General features: G+C 54.7%; 14 protein-coding genes and 1 pseudogene. 11 read left to right on the top strand and 4 right to left on the bottom strand.

Annotated features, from left to right (window positions below; genetic code table 11):
* Nucleotide 1: 1 nt before the first annotated feature.
* Both corA and ACFPMF_RS06720 read left to right on the top strand, forming a co-directional pair.
* Complete coding sequence (gene corA / locus ACFPMF_RS06725) at nucleotides 2–1081, top strand: magnesium/cobalt transporter CorA (RefSeq protein WP_379842453.1); 1080 nt, start codon at nucleotides 2–4, stop codon at nucleotides 1079–1081.
* A 97-nt stretch (nucleotides 1082–1178) separates the two neighbouring features.
* Nucleotides 1179–3677, top strand: coding sequence for a bifunctional UDP-N-acetylmuramoyl-tripeptide:D-alanyl-D-alanine ligase/alanine racemase (locus tag ACFPMF_RS06720; RefSeq protein WP_379842450.1), 2499 nt, complete (start codon nucleotides 1179–1181; stop codon nucleotides 3675–3677).
* Nucleotides 3678–3851: 174 nt separating this feature from the next.
* Here the strand turns inward: ACFPMF_RS06720 and ACFPMF_RS06715 are convergent, their stop codons facing one another.
* A complete protein-coding gene (locus tag ACFPMF_RS06715; RefSeq protein ID WP_379842448.1) occupies nucleotides 3852–4562 on the bottom strand; it encodes a hypothetical protein in 711 nt (236 codons plus the stop codon).
* Nucleotides 4562–5794: a THUMP-like domain-containing protein gene (locus ACFPMF_RS06710; RefSeq protein WP_379842445.1), complete on the bottom strand. Its 1233-nt coding sequence runs from the start codon at nucleotides 5792–5794 to the stop codon at nucleotides 4562–4564. Before ACFPMF_RS06710 ends, ACFPMF_RS06715 begins: the two co-directional genes overlap by 1 nt.
* A gap of 144 nt (nucleotides 5795–5938) precedes the next feature.
* On the opposite strand from ACFPMF_RS06710, the gene ACFPMF_RS06705 reads away from it, so the two are divergent.
* The 5 genes from ACFPMF_RS06705 (at nucleotide 5939) to acs (ending at nucleotide 12315) form a co-directional block, all read left to right on the top strand.
* Nucleotides 5939–7555 carry a SulP family inorganic anion transporter gene (locus ACFPMF_RS06705; RefSeq protein WP_379842442.1) on the top strand — a complete coding sequence of 539 codons (1617 nt, stop codon included), beginning with the start codon at nucleotides 5939–5941 and terminating at the stop codon, nucleotides 7553–7555.
* Entirely contained in the window at nucleotides 7521–8210 is a 690-nt protein-coding gene (locus tag ACFPMF_RS06700; RefSeq protein WP_379842440.1) for a carbonic anhydrase, read from the top strand. Before ACFPMF_RS06705 ends, ACFPMF_RS06700 begins: the two co-directional genes overlap by 35 nt.
* 255 nt (nucleotides 8211–8465) lie before the next feature.
* On the top strand, nucleotides 8466–9992 hold the full coding sequence (locus tag ACFPMF_RS06695; RefSeq protein ID WP_379842437.1) for an MFS transporter: 1527 nt from the start codon (nucleotides 8466–8468) through the stop codon (nucleotides 9990–9992).
* Nucleotides 9993–10003: 11 nt separating this feature from the next.
* Nucleotides 10004–10222 (top strand): DUF6814 family protein, encoded by a 219-nt coding sequence (locus ACFPMF_RS06690; protein ID WP_379842434.1) that lies wholly within the window; start codon nucleotides 10004–10006, stop codon nucleotides 10220–10222.
* Between the two features lie 179 nt (nucleotides 10223–10401).
* The gene (gene acs, locus ACFPMF_RS06685; RefSeq protein WP_379842432.1) at nucleotides 10402–12315 is read left to right on the top strand and encodes an acetate--CoA ligase; all 1914 of its coding nucleotides are present in this window, start codon (nucleotides 10402–10404) and stop codon (nucleotides 12313–12315) included.
* 90 nt (nucleotides 12316–12405) lie between these two features.
* Here acs and ACFPMF_RS06680 read toward each other — a convergent pair whose 3' ends face one another.
* Nucleotides 12406–13257, bottom strand: a complete 852-nt coding sequence (locus ACFPMF_RS06680) for an FkbM family methyltransferase (protein WP_379842429.1) — start codon at nucleotides 13255–13257, stop codon at nucleotides 12406–12408.
* A 107-nt stretch (nucleotides 13258–13364) separates the two neighbouring features.
* Between ACFPMF_RS06680 and ACFPMF_RS06675 the strand changes: the two genes are divergently transcribed.
* The 4 genes and pseudogenes from ACFPMF_RS06675 (at nucleotide 13365) to ACFPMF_RS06660 (ending at nucleotide 16042) form a co-directional block, all read left to right on the top strand.
* Nucleotides 13365–14093, top strand: coding sequence for a T9SS type A sorting domain-containing protein (locus tag ACFPMF_RS06675; RefSeq protein WP_379842427.1), 729 nt, complete (start codon nucleotides 13365–13367; stop codon nucleotides 14091–14093).
* A gap of 75 nt (nucleotides 14094–14168) precedes the next feature.
* Complete coding sequence (locus ACFPMF_RS06670) at nucleotides 14169–15023, top strand: methylated-DNA--[protein]-cysteine S-methyltransferase (RefSeq protein ID WP_379842425.1); 855 nt, start codon at nucleotides 14169–14171, stop codon at nucleotides 15021–15023.
* Between the two features lie 57 nt (nucleotides 15024–15080).
* Nucleotides 15081–15776, top strand: a pseudogene (locus ACFPMF_RS06665) (2OG-Fe(II) oxygenase).
* Nucleotides 15773–16042 (top strand): Ada metal-binding domain-containing protein, encoded by a 270-nt coding sequence (locus tag ACFPMF_RS06660; RefSeq protein WP_379842423.1) that lies wholly within the window; start codon nucleotides 15773–15775, stop codon nucleotides 16040–16042. The pseudogene ACFPMF_RS06665 and the gene ACFPMF_RS06660 overlap by 4 nt, the downstream one beginning before the upstream one ends.
* A 49-nt stretch (nucleotides 16043–16091) precedes the next feature.
* On the opposite strand, the gene ACFPMF_RS06655 is transcribed toward ACFPMF_RS06660, so the two are convergent.
* Nucleotides 16092–20615: an efflux RND transporter permease subunit gene (locus ACFPMF_RS06655; protein ID WP_379842420.1), complete on the bottom strand. Its 4524-nt coding sequence runs from the start codon at nucleotides 20613–20615 to the stop codon at nucleotides 16092–16094.
* Nucleotides 20616–20621 lie beyond the last annotated feature (6 nt).

Genomic DNA, 20621 nt, shown 5'->3' with positions numbered 1-20621 from the left:
CATGGCCAGACGTCGGTATAAACATTCGGAGAAAAAAGTCGGAGCCTCACCCGGCACCCTGGTCTATGTCGGGCAGGAAATTGATTATAAAACCACCATTCGCCGGATCGATTATAACGAAGCTGATTACACCATTGAAACCGTCAAGAAGCTGGCGTTGTGTACCCGTCCGTCCGAAGCGTCCCCTCTGGTTTCCTGGCTGGATGTAGACGGTATTCATGAACCTCAGGTCGTGGAACGGATTGGTCAGCAGTACCAGCTGCACCCGCTTCTGCTCGAAGATGTGATGAATTCGCAACAGAAACCCAAAGTAGAAGAATACGATGGGTCGTATCTGTTCGTGACGCTGAAAATGCTGTATTTCACCAAGTCGGGGCAGGAGCTCGAGCATGAACACCTGAGTTTTGTGCTGGGGAAAAACTACCTGATTTCGTTTCAGGAAGAACGCAAAGCCGATTTGTTCCAGCCCATTCTCGACCGGATTCAGGCATCGGCGGGCAAAACCCGGCGGAATGGATCCGATTACCTGCTGTATGCGCTGTTGGATCTGGTGGTCGACCATTATTTTGTGGTGCTCGATAGCATCGGCGAGAAGCTGGAAATCCTGGAAAACAGCATCATCGAGCAGGTCGCCAGCCAGCAAACCCTGACCCGGCTCTATACCCTCAAGCGCGAACTCACGCTGATGCGCAAGCTCGTCTGGCCGGTGCGGGAAATCGTAAACCGGATCCTGCTGGAAGAAAGTGACCTGATCCGGCCTGCGACGATTCCGTTCCTGCGCGACCTCTACGACCACGTGGTGCAGGTGCTCGACAGCATCGATTCCTACCGCGAACTGGCTACCGGTTTGCTCGACGTCTACCTTTCGACGCTCAGCAACCGCATGAACGCGGTCATGAAAACCCTGACCATTTTTTCGGCTATTTTCATGCCCCTGACGTTTATCGTCGGCGTATACGGCATGAACTTTGACAACATGCCCGAACTGCACACCCGCAACGGGTATTACGTCGTTTTGCTCATCATGGTCGTTTTAACGGTCCTGATGATTATTTACTTCCGGCGTCGGAAGTGGTTTTAAGTTTTATCGTATCAGGTTTAACGTTCCAGGGATAAAGGAGGTAAAGTAATTCCGCGTTCGCAAATAATCCCCTGAACGTTAAATCGTAAGCTTTTTTATGGCAATTCAGGAATTGGAGATTAATACGGCAGGTGTATATCCATTGACGGATAGCCGACAGGTGTTGTCGGCGACGAAATACGGACCGGCGGAGGCTGTTTTTTTTGCGATTCGGGGCGAACACCACGACGGCCACCGGTTCATCACGGAACTTTACCAGAAAAATGTTCGGCAGTTTGTGGTTGAAACAGCGGCTTTGACACCCGAGCGCCGGCACGAGCTTGCCCAATTGCCCGATGCCCGGATTTGGGAAGTTGGGAGTAGTTTGCAGGCCTTACAGGAACTGGCCGCCCGGCACCGCAGCCGGTTCAACATTCCGGTGGTCGGCATTACCGGCAGCAATGGCAAAACCATCGTAAAAGAATGGCTGGCGCAGGTTCTGGCGCCTGATTTCCGGATTCAGAAAAGTCCGAAGAGTTACAACTCCCAACTGGGGGTGCCATTATCCGTTTGGCCGTTAAACGACCAGCATACACTGGGAATCTTTGAAGCCGGGATTTCAAAACCGGCGGAAATGCAGGCACTTCAGTCAATTATCCAGCCGACCATCGGTATTTTTACCACCATCGGGTCGGCCCACGACGAAGGATTTCGGAGCCGGAAACAGAAAGTGGCCGAAAAACTCCGGCTGTTTCGGCAGGCCGAAACGCTCATTTACCGGAAATCCTACGCCGAAATCGACGAAGAAATTCACCTGTTGCTGAAAGCAGTCAATCCCTCGATTCGGCTCCTTAGCTGGGCCGTCGATCAGCCCGCTGACGTGGCGGTTTCGTGGACGGCCCAAAACGGTGGCACCCGGATTGGGCTGGAAGGGGCGGGATACGATGTGCAGGTTCAGGTGCCGTTTTCGGATGCAGCTTCGCTCGAAAATGCCACGCATGTGTTGCTGGCGACGCTGGTGCTGGGCGTAACCGATGAAACTGTTTTACGCGAACGTTTCGCCCGCTTACGGCCGGTTTCGATGCGGCTGGAACTGAAAGAAGGCACCCACCGCAACCTGCTGATCGATGATACGTATAATAATGACCTCGCGGGGCTGTCGATTGCGCTCGATTTTCTGAACCAGCAGGATTCGTCGCGCCGGAAAGTGCTGGTGCTATCGGACTTGCTGGAAACGGGCATGAAACCGGACGAGTTATACCCGGCCATTGCGCGGCTGGTGGCCGAAAAAGGGGTGGAGCTGTTGATGGGTATCGGGCCGGAAATGCGTCGGTATCAATCGGTTTTTACGGTTCCGGCCCATTTTTATGCCACGACCGATGAACTCCTGCAATCGGACTTGCTGAATGAGATAACCGATTCGGTGATTCTGGTCAAAGGGGCCCGGCGGTTTTCGTTCGAGAGTGTGGTTGCCCGGTTTGTGCAGAAATCACACCGGACGGTTTTGGAGATCAACCTCGATGCGCTGACCCATAACCTGAATTTTTACCGCAACAAAGTCGGGCCGCAGACCAAAATCATGGTGATGGTCAAGGCGTTTGCCTACGGGAGTGGAAGTGCGGAAGTGGCCGGATTGCTGCAACACCACCGGGTCGATTACCTGGCGGTAGCCTATGCCGATGAAGGCGTGGCCCTGCGGGAAAACGGGATTCAGCTGCCCATCATGGTAATGAATCCGGCGCCCGAATCGTTTCGGCAACTGGTTGATTATCAGTTGGAACCTGAGGTTTACAGTTTCCGAATGCTGGATGAATGGCTACAGTTTCTGCGAAACGAACGCCAACTAAAAACCGATGAACAACCGGGTCCGGCGGCCTTACCGATTCATATTAAACTCGATACGGGGATGCACCGGCTGGGATTTTTGCTGCACGACCTGCTGGCGTTGGGGCAGTTGCTCAAAGCCAATCCGGTTTTGCGGGTCGCGTCGGTTTTCAGTCATCTGGTGGGCTCCGACGAAGCGGAGCATACGCCGTTCTCCCAGGAGCAATACCGGGAGTTTATGGAAGGTTCGTCGCAACTGGAAAGCTGGCTGGGCTATCGACCGCTGCGCCATTTGCTGAATTCGGCGGGCATTGTCCGGTTGCCCGAATACAAACTGGACATGGTTCGGCTCGGGATTGGCTTATACGGCGTGGAAGTGAGTAAACTCGAACCGCAGCAGGTGCAGCCCGTCGGCACCCTGAAAACCGTCATCAGCCAGATCAAGGACCTCAAAGCGGGCGAAACCGTGGGCTACAGCCGCCGGGGCGTCCTGAGCCGCGACGCCCGGATTGCGACACTGGCCATTGGGTATGCGGATGGCTACGACCGACGGCTGGGCAACGGCGTCGGGCAGGTCTGGGTCAATGGGGTGTTGTGTCCGACGGTGGGCAGCATCTGCATGGACATGACAATGATCGACATCACGGAAACCTCAGCGCAGGAGGGCGACGAAGTGATTCTGTTTGGTCCACCGGTTTCGATTACGGAACTGGCCGCCCGGATCGGTACAATTCCGTACGAAATTCTAACGGGCGTAAGTGAGCGGGTTAAACGGGTATTTTACAAGGAGTAATCATAAAAAAGCCCGCCAGCCGGAATCCGACTGACGGGCCTCATCTGTCCCCACAAACCGCTCTCACAGGGTTCTTTCCCGTTGATCGATCCCCATCGTCTCAACGCATTGATTCCGGATTGGCAACGTCGACAACATGTTTGCTGTGCTTGTCTGTCGGCTCCTCTCCGAAATTTATTTCGGTAATTTGGCTCTGGCGGCTTCCAGTGCCTGTTTCTTTACGTCCAGTTCCTTAACCGCATTGGTCTGATCGGACTTGTTGGTTTCGGTATCGCGGATTAGTTGTTCCAGTTCACGAACATTTTCGTCCATTCGTTTCACCAGATTGTCTTTCTCTTTTTTGTTCCGTTCGAGGTCCCGAACCAGCTTTTCGCCCTGTTTGACCAGTTTATCCTGCTTCTTCTGGGCCTCCTGATATGAATCGTCCGCCAGCTTGATATCATAATTGATTTGGGTGCGGGCGGCAAACTCTTTCAGAAGCGTTTCCACCTGATCATACATCGCGCTACCCGGCTTCACATAGTCGGCATTGCCTTTATCGACAGCCAGAAAAACCGTTGCCTTGTTTTTTTCCGAGGAAACCTTGCTGGCGACATTCAGCGGATCGGACGAAAGGGCGGGGATGTTGGCGGATGGTACTTTGTAAACGCCGTTGCGGCCTGTCGCTACTTTGCCGTATGTTTTTAACAGTGTTTCCCATTCCTTCTCCACAAATTTTCCGTCAATCGGGAGACTGAGCGAAAGGCCAACCAGGGAAATCTGATCTACCTTTTCGGTGGCCGACGAAACCGTTTGGGCCCAAACCGGTGCAGGAAGGACGGATACAATGAGCATTCCTGCATAAACCAAGACGTGTAAGAACGAGCTAACCAAGTGCTTTTTCATTAGTGTAACGATGGATAAAAGATTTTTCGTGTAATTAAAATGCGTTTCTTATTATCAAAAAGCGTCGTGGCAAACAAATACAGGTCGCCACCCGGCGCAATGCCCAGCTTTTTGCGCAGAGTTTCAGTCGCTTCCGGAAAGTTACGCACGCTGAGGTTCGCTTTCTTCTCCGGCAAAAAAATCTGCACCTCTTTCCGATCCGGTTTACAGATGCCGACGATTTCAAACGTCCGGCCCGGAAAACCGGCCTGCAACTGCTCGCTCGTATAGAGGTGACTGTTGGGGGCCAGTTTGAACACGTGCTGGTGTTCGGCAACGGCCCGAAATGCGCCTGCTTTCAATATAGACGCGTTCGGTTCGTACAAGTAACGCAGCGGGGCGCTGAATTGCACATGAGCGGTTTTTTCGTCGTTCCGATGGAAAATAAAGCGTTCGTCTGGTGCTGCGGTCCGGAGGTTGACCGCGGTCACTTCCACCTCGGGCCGTTCCATTTCCGTCAGCACAAACAGGACTTCCTTGCATTCATTCTCTACGGAAACCACATGCACGGCGGTTACGTCGGGCAACTGCCGTACAACCGAATCGATATCGATCAGGGGTGAGGTTTTCAATAAAACCGCCCGGGCCTTGCTCCGAAGCCCGGCCTGCGGCTGGCCCCGGTACCAGTCCAGCACGTTCGGTTCACAGTCTTCCAGCCGCACCACCTTCCCGCCCTGTTGGTCGCGACGGGCCGGATCGAGATAAATCCAGTCGGCCGTTTCCTGAAAATGAGTCAGAAATTGAACGGCATCCACCGGCGGGGCCGGAAACTCGATGGTCGTGCCGCCCAGCCGGGGCAGGTTGAAGGCCGCCAGTTCGGCCAGATGGGGTTGCCGTTCGAGGTAAATAACCCGGTCGGCCTGCTGCGAAAAAGCCAGGGTGTCAACGCCCATTCCCCCGGTGAGGTCCACCACTAGACCCGGTTTTTTTCCAGACTGAACCAGGAGCGACGCTTTATAGGCTGCCGTTCGCTCCGACGACGCCTGTTCGACCGACAGGGCGGGCGGAAACACAAGGTCCGGCCGGGCATACCAGTGCGGAAGTTTGGTGCGGGCTTTCTGCCGGGCTACCAACTGCGCCACCACCAGCTTCAGCCGAATCTGTTCGGGTTCCGGCCGAAACAATAGCGTATAGGGGTCGACATGCAAGTGTGCCTGGATGTATGCCTGCTCAATCGGAGTTATTTCTGGCATTTAAGTAAGAAAAAGTAGAAATTTTTTGTAGATTAAAAAGAGATTAAAATTTTATTCCGAATTTTAGGGTTATAAAAAAAGTATTCTGAAAACCGGAATAAATTAAAAAAACCAGATTGATCATTCTCTTTTAACTTCGCTTATATGAAAATCTTTAGCCCTTTACGGTCGCTATCCAAATATTCGATTACAACCTTTCGCTCCGATTTACCCGCCGGGTTATCGGTTTTTCTAGTGGCCTTGCCCCTTTGTCTGGGGATTGCGCTGGCCTCGGGTGCTCCCTTGTTTTCGGGCCTGGTCGCCGGGATGATCGGTGGGCTGGTTATTGGTCTGCTCTCCGGTTCGGAAGTAAGCGTTAGCGGTCCGGCTGCCGGTTTGGCGGTTATTGTGGCCGATAGTATCAAAGGGTTAGGCTCGTTTGAAGTTTTTCTGACGGCGGTGGTCATTGCCGGGATTCTTCAGTTGTTTCTGGGTATTCTGAAAGCGGGCAAATTTAGCGGTTATTTTCCCGATAGTGTCATTCGCGGGCTGTTGGTTGCCATTGGGTTAGTCATTATCTTAAAGCAGATTCCGCATGCGCTGGGGCGTGATAATGATTTTGAAGGCGAATTTGCGTTTCAGCAACTGGCCGATGGCGAAAATACCATTTCGGAGATTTACCGGGCCGTCGTTACGGCCAGCACCGGAGCCGTCATCATCAGCCTGGCGTCGTTTCTGCTGCTGTTTTTCTGGGAAAAATTAGCTAAAAAAGGGGTCGGCTTTTTCAAGAATTTCCCCGGAGCCCTCGCCGTTGTGGTCCTGGGAATTAGCCTGAACGAGTTGTTCCGGGTAGTGATGCCCGACTGGTATCTAGGTACATCGGCGGACCAGCATATGGTCCAGATTCCGGCTATTGAGGAGGGGAAAAGCCTGTTTTCTATCTTTTATTTCCCGGATTTCGGCGCGCTGACCAATCCGAAAGTCTACGTCACCGCCATCACCATTGCCATTGTTGCCAGCCTGGAAACCCTTTTGAACTTGGAGGCTGCCGATAAACTCGACCCGGAAAAGCGGGTATCGTCGCCCGACCAGGAAATGGTGGCGCAGGGCATTGGCAATATGGTTTCGGGATTGATCGGCGGTTTGCCGCTGACCTCCGTGATTGTTCGGACATCGGCCAACGTCTACGGGGGCAATAAAACCCGGGTTTCGGCCATCATACACGGCGTGTTTCTGATGCTGGCGGTTTTTCTGGCCGCTCCCTTGCTGAACCTCATCCCGCTGTCGTGTCTGGCGGCCCTGCTGATAACCGTCGGCTATAAACTGGCCAACCCGGCAACATTCCGCAAAACGTACCGGGAAGGCATTTATCAGTTCATTCCGTTTATCGTGACGGTGCTCGGGATCGTGTTTACGGACCTGTTGATCGGGATCGGGATCGGTCTGGTCGTCGGTATTCTGTTTGTCCTCTTTACCAACTTCCAGACGGCGTTCCGGGTGGTTCGGGATGGCAACAAGGTGTTGATCAAAATCCAGAAGGACCTCTATTTCCTGCTCAAACCGCAGTTCAAACAAGCGTTGCGCGATCTGCAGCCGGGGGATGAAGTGCTGGTTGACGCAACGCACGCATCGTTTATCGATCACGATATTTACAACATTCTGCTTGATTTTCAGGAAACCGCTCAGACTATGGATATAAAGTATGAGTTGAAAAATGTCTCACCCAAAAAACGTAGTCTACGCAGTCATGCACGCACACGAGAAACTACTATTAGCGAATAAGGCCTGGGCTCTGGATAAACTCGAACTCGACGAACACTATTTCGACACGCTTTCGGCCGATCAAAAACCGCATTACCTGTGGATCGGCTGTTCCGATAGCCGGGTTTCTTCCGAGGAAATAACCGGGACGTTGCCGGGCGAAATGTTTGTCCACCGCAATATTGCCAATCAGGTGATTTCTTCGGATCTGAACCTGCTCAGTGTTCTTCAGTATGCCGTCGAAGTGCTGAAGGTTCGTCATATCATCGTTTGCGGGCACTACGAATGCGGGGGGGTAAAAGCCGCCCTGCTCGATAAGCGTTATGGTCTGATTGACAACTGGTTACAGAATATTCAAATCGTAAAGCAAAAATACGCTGACGAACTGGGTAAACTGACGGACGAGAGCCAGTGCTTCGACCGGCTGGTTGAGTTGAGCACCCGCGAGCAGGTCTTTAACCTGGGGCATACTGCGATTATTCAGGATGCCTGGAACCGTAAGCAGGAGTTGTGGCTTCACGGCTGGGTGTTCGATTTACGGACGGGCCGTCTGAAGGAAATTATCGATTTGTCGTCGGAAGATGCGTCCGCCGTTAGCCGGGTCAAAGAACTGGGTGCCGAAGGGGGCCTGGCCAAAGCCCTGACTACCGATATCCGGTTGCTCACGGACAAGTAAGGCTGGAGGCTGGATGGGATGGATGCTAGATGGGCTAGATGCTGGATAGGCTGGATGCTAGATAATGGATGCTAGATGGATACGATGGATGGGCTGGTACCAGCATCTAGCATCCATTATCTAGCATCCAGCATCTCCATCCAGCATCCAGTATTCATCCAGCATCCAGCTCATTCTGCATTAATTTCGTCGGGTATAGGAAAAAAGCGGTTTATGTTGCTTTTTTATGCCGTTTTCCAAAACCCTATACAGTTCATGCGAATTAAACAAGCCGCATCCGCCGAAGCAAGCGGGGTTTGGCGGGTCATTACAGCTTCCTCCGTCGGTACCCTCATCGAATGGTACGACTTTTACATCTTTGGTAGTTTAGCGACGATTCTTTCCGCTCAGTTCTTTCCCAAAGACAATCCAACAGCCGGTTTTTTGTCGACCCTGGCGACGTTTGCCGCCGGTTTTATCGTACGCCCGTTCGGGGCGCTGGTGTTCGGCCGGCTGGGCGATCTGGTTGGCCGGAAATATACCTTTCTGCTGACACTGGTTCTGATGGGTGGTTCGACTTTTCTGATTGGCTGCGTACCTGATTACGAAACCATCGGTATGCTGGCACCGGCTCTGGTTCTGCTGCTACGGCTCGTTCAGGGGCTGGCGCTGGGGGGCGAATACGGTGGGGCCGCCACCTACGTGGCGGAACACTCCCCTGACGGTCGGCGGGGCTATTTCACCAGTTTTATTCAGACAACGGCCACGCTGGGGTTGTTCGTTTCGCTGGGCGTCATTCTGGTCACCCGGCAAATGATGGGGACCGACAAATTCGCGGAATGGGGCTGGCGGGTGCCGTTCCTGCTGTCGGCTCTGCTGGTCGCGGTTTCCATTTATATTCGGTTGCGGATGCACGAATCGCCCCTTTTTCAGAAAATCAAGAAAGAAGGGAAAATCTCGGCGAACCCGTTAAAAGAAAGTTTTGGCAAGAAAGGAAACCTCAAAATGGTCTTGCTGGCGTTGTTCGGGGCAACGGCGGGGCAGGGGGTTATCTGGTATACCGGGCAGTTTTACGCCCTGTCGTTCATCCAGAAAATCTGCAATGTCGAGTTTGCTCAATCGAATTACATCATTGCGCTGGCGCTGCTGGTCGCCACGCCTTTTTTCGTCATTTTTGGCGGATTGTCCGATAAAATCGGTCGGCGAAACATCATGCTGGCCGGGATGCTCCTGGGAGTTTTGACGTACCGGCCGATTTACAAGGCGATGTACAACCTGGCGGACATCAGCCAGAAATTCGAGGAGGCCCCCCGCCGGAGCATCGAAACCAAGCAGGAGCGTATCGACGGGACGAACGAATTTAAAACGACTACCTCGACCGTCCGATATTTCACCGACGGGACCACCTACCGCGAAATCCAGCCCCAACCCGGCTCGGCATCGACGGCAGTGACCAAGGAAGTGACGCTCGGGGACCAGGCGTTTTTCCTGATGACCTTGTTCGTGTTCATTCAGGTCTTGTACGTTACGATGGTCTACGGACCGATTGCGGCTTTTCTGGTGGAACTGTTTCCAACCCGGATTCGGTACACCTCCATGTCGTTACCCTACCACATCGGGAATGGCGTTTTTGGCGGTTTAACCCCCTTCATTGCGACCAGCCTGGTAGAAACCGCCCGAAAAACCGGCTCGCCGGATGCGTATCTTCAGGGCTTGTGGTACCCCATCGGTATTGCTCTGGTTTGCCTGGTCATTGGGGCTTTATACATTGATAAAAAACAATACAAAACGGCCGACGACTAACCCTGCTCACCATGAATGCCCTCAAAAAAACGCTTGGCCTGGTCTGGATGCTGGCCGGTATTGCCCTGATGGTTGGGCTGCCCTATGAAACCATTCAAAAGCTCACGTCCGAAACCGCATCCACGGAAGATTTCGTTTTCTGGCTCGTGATCGTTGTCATCTTTCTGCCCATTACCATCGGCCTGGCCCTGTTTGGCCGGTATGCCTGGCAGGGCGAATACGATAAATAACCGCTTTGTACCGGGCCTGCCGGCCTATTTTGACGAAAAACCGGCAGGGCTAGGTCACTGATTAAAAGGCCGAATCACTACGAATAATGAACAATTTTAGGCTAATGAGTCAACCCGCAGGACCGGATAAAGCAAATAAGTGTGTAGTTTAGCGGTCTGAACTATAGCCTGTCAATACTATGAATTTCCGAATCCAAACCTTTGAGGAATATCAGGAGGCTTATCGATACAGTGTCGAAGATCCCGAAGGTTTTTGGGCCGAAATTGCCCAGAATTTTCAATGGCGCAAGCCCTGGAAGAAAACACTTCAATGGAATTTTGAAGAACCGAATGTGCAATGGTTTGTAGGTGGTAAACTCAATATCACCGAAAATTGCCTGGACCGGCATCTGGCGGAGCGGGGCGACCAACCCGCCATTATCTGGGAGCCCAACGACCCGAACGAAGCCGGGGTAACCCTGACGTACCGGATGCTGCACGATCAGGTTTGCCGGGTGGCGAATGTCCTCAAACGCAATGGCGTTGGCAAAGGCGACCGCGTTTGTATTTACCTGCCAATGGTGCCCGAACTGGCCATTTCGGTGCTGGCCTGCGCCCGCATCGGGGCGATTCACTCCGTGGTGTTTGGCGGTTTTTCCGCTCAATCGATTGCAGACCGGATTAACGACGCCCAATGCCGGCTGGTGATTACGTCCGATGGCGCTTTTCGGGGCAACAAGGAAATTCCGATGAAGGAAACCGTCGATGACGCGCTCGTGCAGTGCCCCAGCGTTCAGAAAGTGGTGGTGCTGACCCGCACCCGCACCCCGGTTTCGATGATCAAAGGCCGCGACGTCTGGATGGAGCAGGAACTGAAGCAGGTGACGGCCGAATGCCCTGCCGAAGAAATGGATGCCGAAGACATGCTCTTTATCCTCTATACCTCGGGTTCGACCGGCAAGCCGAAGGGCGTGGTGCACACCTGCGGAGGGTACATGATTTATGCCGCCTACACTTTCCAGAACGTGTTCCAGTATGAACCGGGCTGGGTACATTTCTGTACGGCGGACATTGGCTGGATCACCGGCCATAGCTATATCGTGTACGGACCGCTGGCCTGCGGAGCCACCAGCCTGCTTTTCGAGGGGGTTCCAACCTGGCCGGATGCCGGGCGGTTCTGGGACATTGTCGATAAGTACAAAGTCGATATTCTGTATACCGCTCCGACGGCCATTCGCTCGCTGATGGGTTTTGGGCTGGATAAAGTGGAAAGCCACGACCTGAGTTCCCTGAAAGTACTCGGTTCGGTGGGCGAACCAATCAACGAGGAAGCCTGGCACTGGTACGATGATCATATCGGGAAAAACCGCTGTCCAATTGTGGATACGTGGTGGCAAACCGAAACCGCCGGGATCCTGATCTCGCCCATTGCCGGGCTGACCAAGACCAAACCGACGTACGCGACACTGCCGCTGCCGGGTGTTCAGCCAATTCTGGTGGACGAAAACGGGGAGGAGATTGAAGGCAACGGCGTCAGCGGCAATCTGTGTATGAAGTTTCCGTGGCCGGGGATTATCCGGACCACCTACGGCGATCATGAACGGTGCCGCCAGGCGTATTTCAGCACCTACAAAGGCTTGTATTTTACGGGCGACGGCTGTCTGCGCGACGAAGATGGCTACTACCGCATCACGGGCCGGGTCGATGACGTGCTGAACGTGTCGGGCCACCGCATCGGAACCGCAGAGGTCGAAAACGCCATCAACATGCACACGGGGGTGGTCGAAAGTGCCGTGGTGGGTTACCCGCACGACATCAAGGGCCAGGGCATTTACGCCTATGTCATTGCCGAAAATACGGTTTCGCACAGTGATGCGGATCTGATGAAGCGCGATATTCTCGCAACTGTTAGCCGGGTGATCGGACCGATCGCCAAGCCCGATAAGGTGCAGTTTGTCAGCGGGTTGCCCAAAACCCGTTCCGGTAAAATCATGCGCCGGATTCTGCGGAAAATTGCCGAGGGCGAAACCGCCAATCTGGGTGATACGTCCACACTCCTCGATCCGGGCGTAGTGGAGGAAATCAAAGCCGGGGCGCTGGTGGGCGTGAAGTAAGAGGGATACGGTTTTCAATATACGGTTTTCGGTGGGCTTCGCCAGCAATGCGTTAGCTCCCGTAAACCGTATACTGAATGCCGAAAACCGTTACACTTCCCGCCATTTGAACGGCGTGGCAACTACGTCGAAATGCTTCCAGTTGGTCATGTCTTCCCGCTTCAGCCGCACCTTCGGCGTGTCGGCTTCAAACTTTTCGATGTAGTAAAGGTTGTAGCCTTTTTGCTGAATCGAATCGTACAAATCGTACCGTTCCCTGGCCGGTAACCGCTTGAAACATTCGAAGATAACCGTCGGTTTGTAGGTGGTTAACACCTTCTCGATCGATTTAATGATCTCGATATCGAGCCCTTCCGTATCGATTTTGATGAGGGTCAGCCGGGAAAGACGATCGGCGTACTTTTCGTGTAAAAACCGCTCCAGGTTTACCGCCTGAATCTTTTCCTTCAACCCGTATTTGCCGTGCGGACTGTCGGCCACTGCCGAAATGCCGCCGTTGCTGAAGGTCGCTTCCGAAGAATTATAGAAATACTCACCTTCGTTGGTTGCAATGGCCAGCCGGTAGGACTCGATGTTCGTTTTCTCCTTGTTGAGCGACGCGTTCTTTTCCAGGATTTTATACACCAGCGGATTCGGATCGAATGCCAGAACCAAACCGGTTTGGCCAACCGCCAGCGCCATTGGCAAGGTCGTATCGCCCATGTGCGCGCCAATGTCGATCACAAAATCGCCTTCTTTGGTGAACTCCCTGTAAAAATTTACATCCTTGATTGTCACCGCATACGGACGTTCCAGCAACGGATTCAGCCATTGGGCAACTTCTACAGAGCCGTAACCCGCTAACGGAATGGTAACAACTTGAAAATCGTATTCCTGAAACGTTCGCTTGATCCGACGCCGTTCGAGCTTCCGCTTGATGTACTGAAGCAGATTATTTATCATTACGAGATAGTAGTTAAGCGGGCTAAAGTAGAAAAAATAAGAATGGAACGGTCGGGGTTCCAACGAAATATTCCGGTTGGGGGTCTCTGTCAAAAAACGGGCAGATTATGATGCGACGATTACTGATGGTGTTGATGGGCGGGCTGGGTTGGTTAAATGCCCTGGCTTGCAGTTGCGTGGATGGCGGGGCTTTTTTGACGATTGCGGAGCAAAACGCCTGGAAGCCGGGCTCCCTGATTGTGCGGGCGGAAGTGAAAGACCACGAAGCCCACGGGATAGACGTGAAAATCCTGGAGGTCCTGAACGGGAGCGAGGAGAAATCGGTCATTCGGGTCTGGGGCGATCCGGGGTTCATGTGCCGCCTGTACACGCACGGTTTTAAAACCGGCGAGAAACTGGTGCTGATTCTCAGTCGAATCGACAATGCCTATTACCAGGACGAGCGAAACGGCGATTATGCGCTTGGCGTCTGCGGCTCCTACGTGGTGCGGGAAGGAAAATCCATCACCGGGCGGATTTCGGGTTCCGATACGGAAATGGCCCGGAATAAATTTTACAACGAACTGGAAGCCATTTTCAACAAATACCGCCCGGATCTGGCGCGGATTTATCCCAATCCGGTCGTCGATCAGTTGCTGACGGTGAGCGTTCCGGAGCTCCGCCAGCCGACCATCTCGGCCCGGATTCTCAACGGGTCGGGCCAGGTTCTGCAAACCCGGCAACTGGAAGTGGGGAAACAGCACGACCTGGAGGTTTCGACGCTCGCCAGTGGCATTTACATCATTCTGTTCCAAACCGAGCACCAGTATTATACCCGTCGGTTCGTCAAGCAATAACGACAAGTCCGCAAGAATCGGGTTTCCGGTGGGTGTTTTCCGGGGTAAATTTGTTGTATACAAACGACATGAACCATGAACGCTACGGAAACCAGCCCCACGTATCAGCAAATAGCCCGGTCGATCGAGTTTCTAACCGAGAACTTCCGGCAGCAGCCTTCGCTGGCCGCTGTGGCCGACCGCGCCAACCTCAGCGAATACCATTTTCAGCGGTTATTTTCGGACTGGGCGGGCGTGAGTCCGAAGAAATTTCTGCAATACCTCACACTCGACTTCGCCAAGGAGCGCCTGCGCCACGGGCTGACACTGGCCGAAACCGCCGACGAAACGGGCCTGTCGGGGACGGGGCGGCTGCACGATCTGTTCGTGGTGCTCGAAGGAATTACGCCGGGGCAGTTCAAGCAGGGGGGCGAGGGAATTACCATTCGCTACGGTATTTTTGAAAGCCCGTTCGGGCCGTATCTGCTGGGGGCCATCGGGCATAAAATCTGCAAACTGGACTTTCTGGACGAAGCCGAACCCTCCGACCCGGCCAGCCTCGCCCGGCGCTTTGCCACCGACTGGCCCGAAGCCCGGCTGATGGCCGACCCGTCTGCGCTTCATTCCCTGGCCGATACCATTTTTACGAATGCCGACCGAAAACCGCTGGACGTGGTGGTCAAAGCATCGCCGTTTCAACTGAAAGTCTGGGAAGCGCTGCTGCGCATTCCGGAGGGACAAGTGGTGAGTTATGATCAGATTGCGGCAGTGATCGGCCTGCCATCAGCCTCGCGGGCGGTCGGAACGGCCATTGGTTCGAATCCGGTCGGCTACCTGATTCCCTGCCACCGGGTTATTCGCAAAACCGGGTTGTTTGGCCACTACCGATGGGGCGCTACCCGCAAAACCGCTCTGCTGGGCTGGGAAGCGGCTCAGGTGGGCAACGAGTGAAAGCGCGAATGAGTGGAAAAACAGCGATCCCGTCTTAACACCCCGTGTCATCTTGCTATGAACCTGGAATTGGTCGATTGGAAAACCGTTCATTCGGGACTCCACCAACACGGTTTTGCCCTTCTGGATCGGGTATTCTATCCGGTGGAATGCCAGGAACTGATTGGCCTGTACGGGCAACCGCAGCACTTTCGGAAAACGATTTCGATGGAACGGTACCGGTTCGGACTCGGCGAGTACAAATACTTCACTTACCCGCTGCCGGACCTGATTCAGACCCTGCGAACGCGCCTGTACGAAGCCATCGTTCCGGTGGCCAACCAGTGGATGAATGTCCTGAACCTCGAACGGGTCTATCCCGCTGAGCACGCTGATTTTCTCGCCGAATGTTGGGCAAATCGGCAGCGTCTGGCGACGCCGTTGTTGCTGCAATACGGTGAAGGCGGGTTCAATACGCTGCATCAGGATGTATACTGAGAGGTGTCTTTTCCTTTGCAGGCCGTTGTTTTCCTGAATGAAATGGGGGTGGACTATACCGGCGGAGAGTTTGTTCTGACCGAGCAGATACCGAGAGCGCAGTCGAAGGCAACGGTGCTGACGCCCCGCCAGGGCGATGTGTTGGTGTTCACGACCCAATTCCGCCCGCAAAAGGGAACGAGAGGGCATTATCGGGTCGCCATGAAACACGGTGTTAGCCCGGTTCGCTCGGGAAACCGGTCTACACTGGGCATCATTTTTCACGACGCCCCATGACTCGCCATGCTGATTTTTCGGACGATGAAACCGGAAAAGCCGCCCTTCGACGGCGAATCAAAACCGGGCAGATTGTATTCGGAGGGAATCGCTCCCTCCGAATTTACGGTTTGCTGCGCTGCGCATCTGGGAAACGGATGCTGACGAAAAACCGGGTGTTTTTTGCCTCGGAAGCCGAAGCACTGGCACACGGCTTTCGCCCTTGCGGACACTGCCTGCCCGAAAAATACCGACAGTGGAAAGGGGCGAAGGAGCGTGATCAATGATCGAAGCTTCGCGGTATCACCGGCACGCCACGGGTGTTAGACTTGAAACTTATTCCTCGCCGGTGGCCCGCTCCAGTTCTACTTTGGCGATCAGGTACTCGTAGACGGCCTGCAAGCGATTGGTTTGCGCCTGCCGGAACGCCAGTTCGGCATCGGTAACATCACCGAATTTGATCAATCCCTGCCGGTAGCGGCTTTGCGTCAGGGCATAACTGCGTTCGGCAGCCCGGACAACGCCCTCCTGGGTCCGAATGCGTTCGCGGGACTCGTTCAGCGAGTGCAACTGCGAGCGGACCTCGTTACGAATCAGGGCTTTGCTATAGTTTAGCTGTTCCTGCGCCTGTGCGTAACCCAGCCGGGTCTGCTGAATTTTTGGACTCGTCGCGGCCGTCAGGATCGGAACCGTCAACTGCAAGCCGAGGAAGCTAACGAATGGCCAGCGGCTATCGGCAAACCGGAAATGGTTCATTTGCGTCAGTGCGCCCGCCTGGCCGAACAGGTTCAGGGTCGGCAGACGGCGGGCCTGCTCCTGCCGGGTTTGCAGCTGACTGTTTTCCAGTCCCAGCAACAACTGCCGGATTTCGGGCCGCCGGTTCAGGGCCAGGCCAACCGTGGCTTCCTCCGTTGGGTCTTGTTCCAGTGCGTACGTCAGCGAATCCGTCAGAATCAGGTTCGTGGCGAAATCGGTCGACTCGCTGAGTCCCGTCAAAACCGCTAACTGGCCCTTCAGCAGCGTGATCGTCCGGTCCAGTTTGGAGAGATTCGGGCGGAGATTTGCCATTTCGACAAAGGCCCGCAGCGTGTCGGCATCCGTCGCCAGCTGAACCTGATACAAACTCCGGACTTCCTGCAGGGCCTGCTCGGCCCGGCGAATGCTGCGTTGCAGCAACGCCCGTTGTTCCTGCGCCAGCAGCGTATTGAGGTACTGGCGTTTCACATCGGCCACCTGCCGGGCGATGACCGACCGGAGTTGCTCCCCGGCCAGTTTCTGTCCCAAAACCGCCTGTTGGCGGGCAATGCGCAGATTCGGCTGAAGAACCGGCATCGCGACATTCAAGCCTGCATTGTACTGATTTTTCAGGGCCGCTTCGATGGGTGTCATCTGATTTTCATCGAGCGAAAAACCGCCTTCGGGCGTGATCGAAAAAGCCGGGAAAAAGAACACGGGCGGGGTAAGATTCCGCTGGTATTGCACAGCCGCGTTGAGGGTGGGCAATACCAGCCGCTTCACTTCCTCGGTTTTGGCGTTGGCTTTCTGCACCTCCATCCGGGCAATACGGACCTCTCCGTTCTGTTGCCGAACCAGATCAACGGCCTCCCGGATGGAAAGGGGACGGGGCGCAGCGGGTTGGGCGAAAAGGGTTGTGGTTCCCAGGACAAGGAAACCAATCGTTACCGGTATGGCCCTTTCCGGGAGCCCCACGTTCTTGGCCCTCGGCTTACCCTCTGCTGCTTTCGGGCCGCGACGCGAAACCCGCGCAATCATCCGGGCGAAGTAGAAGTACATGACCGGTACGAACACCAGCGTCAGGAACATCGAACTGGTCAGGCCGCCGATGAGCGCCCAGGCCAGCCCGGTTTTTAGTTCGGCACCGGGACCCGTTGCCAGGGCAATGGGCAGCATCCCGATCACCATCGCCAGGGTTGTCATCAGAATGGGGCGCAGCCGAACATGACCGGATTCGAGTAGCGCATCAACGACGTTCAGGCCCTGTTCCCGGTTTTCGTTGGCCCGCTGAACCAGCAGAATGGCATTTTTTGCCACTAGACCGAGCATCATGATCATACCCAGGATGGTGAAGACATTCATCGAATTCATGGTCATGGCCAGCGCAAACAGAGCCCCGACAATGGCAACCGGAATCGAAAAGAGCACAACCAGCGGATAGGCCCAGGAATTGTAGAGCGCTACCATGACGAGGTACATAAACAGAATGGCCGCCAGAAACATCAGCCCCAGTTTGCCGAACGAATCGTCCTGCAACTCCAGATCACCGCCGTAGGTGATGCGAACCGACGGGTCCAGCTTGAGGTCGGCCACGGCTTTCTGGATGTCGATACCAATTTCGCCCGTCGGCCGGCCAATGGCCTGCGAAGTGATGGTCATGGCGTTGTCGCGGTCTTTGCGTTCGAGAATGGCCGGGTTGAACGTATCCCGAATCTCCGCAACCTGCTTCAGTTCGACGGGTTGACCATAGGCGTTCGTCAGCGTTAATTGGCCGATCTGGGCGGTGCGGTTGCGGAACGATTCGGCGTACTGTACCCGCATCGTTACCGATTCATTGCCCTGCTGAATTTTCAGGTCGTCAAAACCGGCCAAAGCCGTCCGGATGGCCAGACCTATCGTTTCGGTGGTCAGGCCGAAGCGGGCCAGTTTTTCCCGGTCAACATGGATTTCGACTTCCGGTTTGCGGACATTGCCCGAAAACCGGACATCCGCCGTACCGGGAATTTTCTTTATGGCGTCCACCAGCCGAATGGTTTCGGCCCGCAGCCTGTCGCGGTCGGGGCCGCCAACCAGCAACAGGATGGGAGCGGCATTATCGGAGCCCAGAATACCCAGCGGATAGGCCCGAATGCGGGCACCGGGAATCTCCGACGCCAGTTCTTTCACCTCGCGGGTCAGCGTGTTGAGGTCTTTGGTGCGTTCCTGCCGGGGCGAAAACGTAACGGCAAATTCCACGGCGTTCTTGCTGGTGGGCAGGTTCGACCAGCCATCGGGATTGGCACCAACGTTGGTAAACACGCGCCGGACTTCGGGCATACGGTATAACCGGCTTTCAAACCGCCGGGCAAACGCATCGGTTTGTTCGAGTTTGTATCCCTCCGGGAATTGAAGCACCACGTTAATTTCACCTTTGTCGGTCGGCGGCATGAATTCCCCGCCAATGAAACCCATTCCCGGCAGCATCAGCGCCACAATGAACAGCACGAACGTCATCAAAACAGTCGTTTTGCGGTAATGCAGCGCCATGGCCAGTAACCGGCGGTAGGCCTCCGAAAGCCGGTCGAACAACCGTTCAAAGCCCAGACCAAAGCGGCCCATCAGCGAGTGGGGCGTCAGGTGTTCCAGTTTACCGAACCGCGAGGCAATCATGGGCGTGAGTGTGAACGAGACGAGCAGGCTGAACAGGGTTGAAATCACAACGACCAGCGAAAATTCCCGCACCAGGTCGCCCACTAAACCGGGTGAGAAGGAGAGTGGAACGAAGACGACAACATCGACCAGCGTGATCGCAATGGCGGCAAAACCGATGCTGTTCCGGCCTTCGAGGGCCGCCGTGCGTTTGTCGCGTCCTTTTTCCAGTTGCTGGTAAATACTTTCCAGCACCACAATCGAATCATCAACCAGAATCCCGATCACCAGCGAGAGGGCCAGCAACGTCAGCAGATTGAGCGAAAAACCGAGCAGGTGCATAAAGATGAAGGTGGACAGGAGCGACGCCGGAATGGCCACCATCACGATCAGCGACGAGCGCAGGCTGTGCAGGAACACAAACATGACCAGCGCCACCAGGAAAATGGCCATCACCAGGTCGTGGTTGACAGCCTCGGCTGCCGCCAGCGTAAAATCGGAGCCATCCTGCGCAATTGAGAACGTTAAACCCGTTGCCGCGTAGTCGGTTTCCAATTGTTTCAGGGCTTTGCGGACGGCCGCGCTCACTTCCACATTATTCGCACCGGACTGCTTTTTGACCAGAATTCCGACCGAAGTCCGGCCTTCGGGTTTCGACGCTCCCGACTGCACCATAAACCGGCTGAGATTTTCCATTTCCTTCTTCTCCGTCGAAACCGTGGCGACTTCGCCCAAACGAATTTTTTGGCCGGTCGGACTAGTGTGAACTACAATTTCGCTGAGCTGCGAAACAACATCGGTTTTGCCCACAACCCGCACCGAGTAAGCGGCATCGGCGTCTTTTACACTCCCCGATGGCACATTCAGGTTCGACGCCCGCAGGGCGCTAACCACCTGCAAAACTGATAGATTCAGCGCCTTAAGCCGGGACGCATCGAGGGCCACGCGAACTTCGGCTTCGGGTAAGCCGACAAACTGAATCTGACCGACGCCCGCAACCTGCGCCAGCCGAGGTTTGATCTGCGTTTTGAGCAGCGAACCAAAGTCGAGTTCGGATAGAGTGCTGTTGGCGGCCACCCGAACCAGCGGGAGTTCCGAGATGGAAAACCGGTCCAGGGTAGGCGTGCGCGAACCCGCAGGCAGCGCAGTTGTCACCTGATTGACCCGTCGTTGGACGTCCTGCAACGCTTGATCCGAATCGACATCGTGCTTGAACTCCACCATGACGACGGAAACGTTTTCAATGGAAAGCGAAGTGACCCGTTTGATCCGATCGGCGGATGAAACCGCGTCTTCAATGGGTTTGGTAATCCCGCTTTCAACCTCCGCCGGTGATGCGCCAGGGTAGGGTGTGGTTACAATAATGAACGGGATGGATAAATTGGGCAATAACTCATACCGCATCTGCGAATACGAAAACAGTCCCAGAAGGCCCAGTACGAGAAACAGGACGATTACCAGAATGGGACGCGTTATGGAAAGGAGGGTGAGTTTCATGCCGAA

This window comes from Larkinella bovis (assembly GCF_042655385.1).
GTDB lineage: Bacteria > Bacteroidota > Bacteroidia > Cytophagales > Spirosomataceae > Larkinella > Larkinella bovis.
The sequence above is the reverse complement of the archived record's forward strand: the minus strand, read 5'-3'. Positions and strand labels throughout refer to the sequence as shown.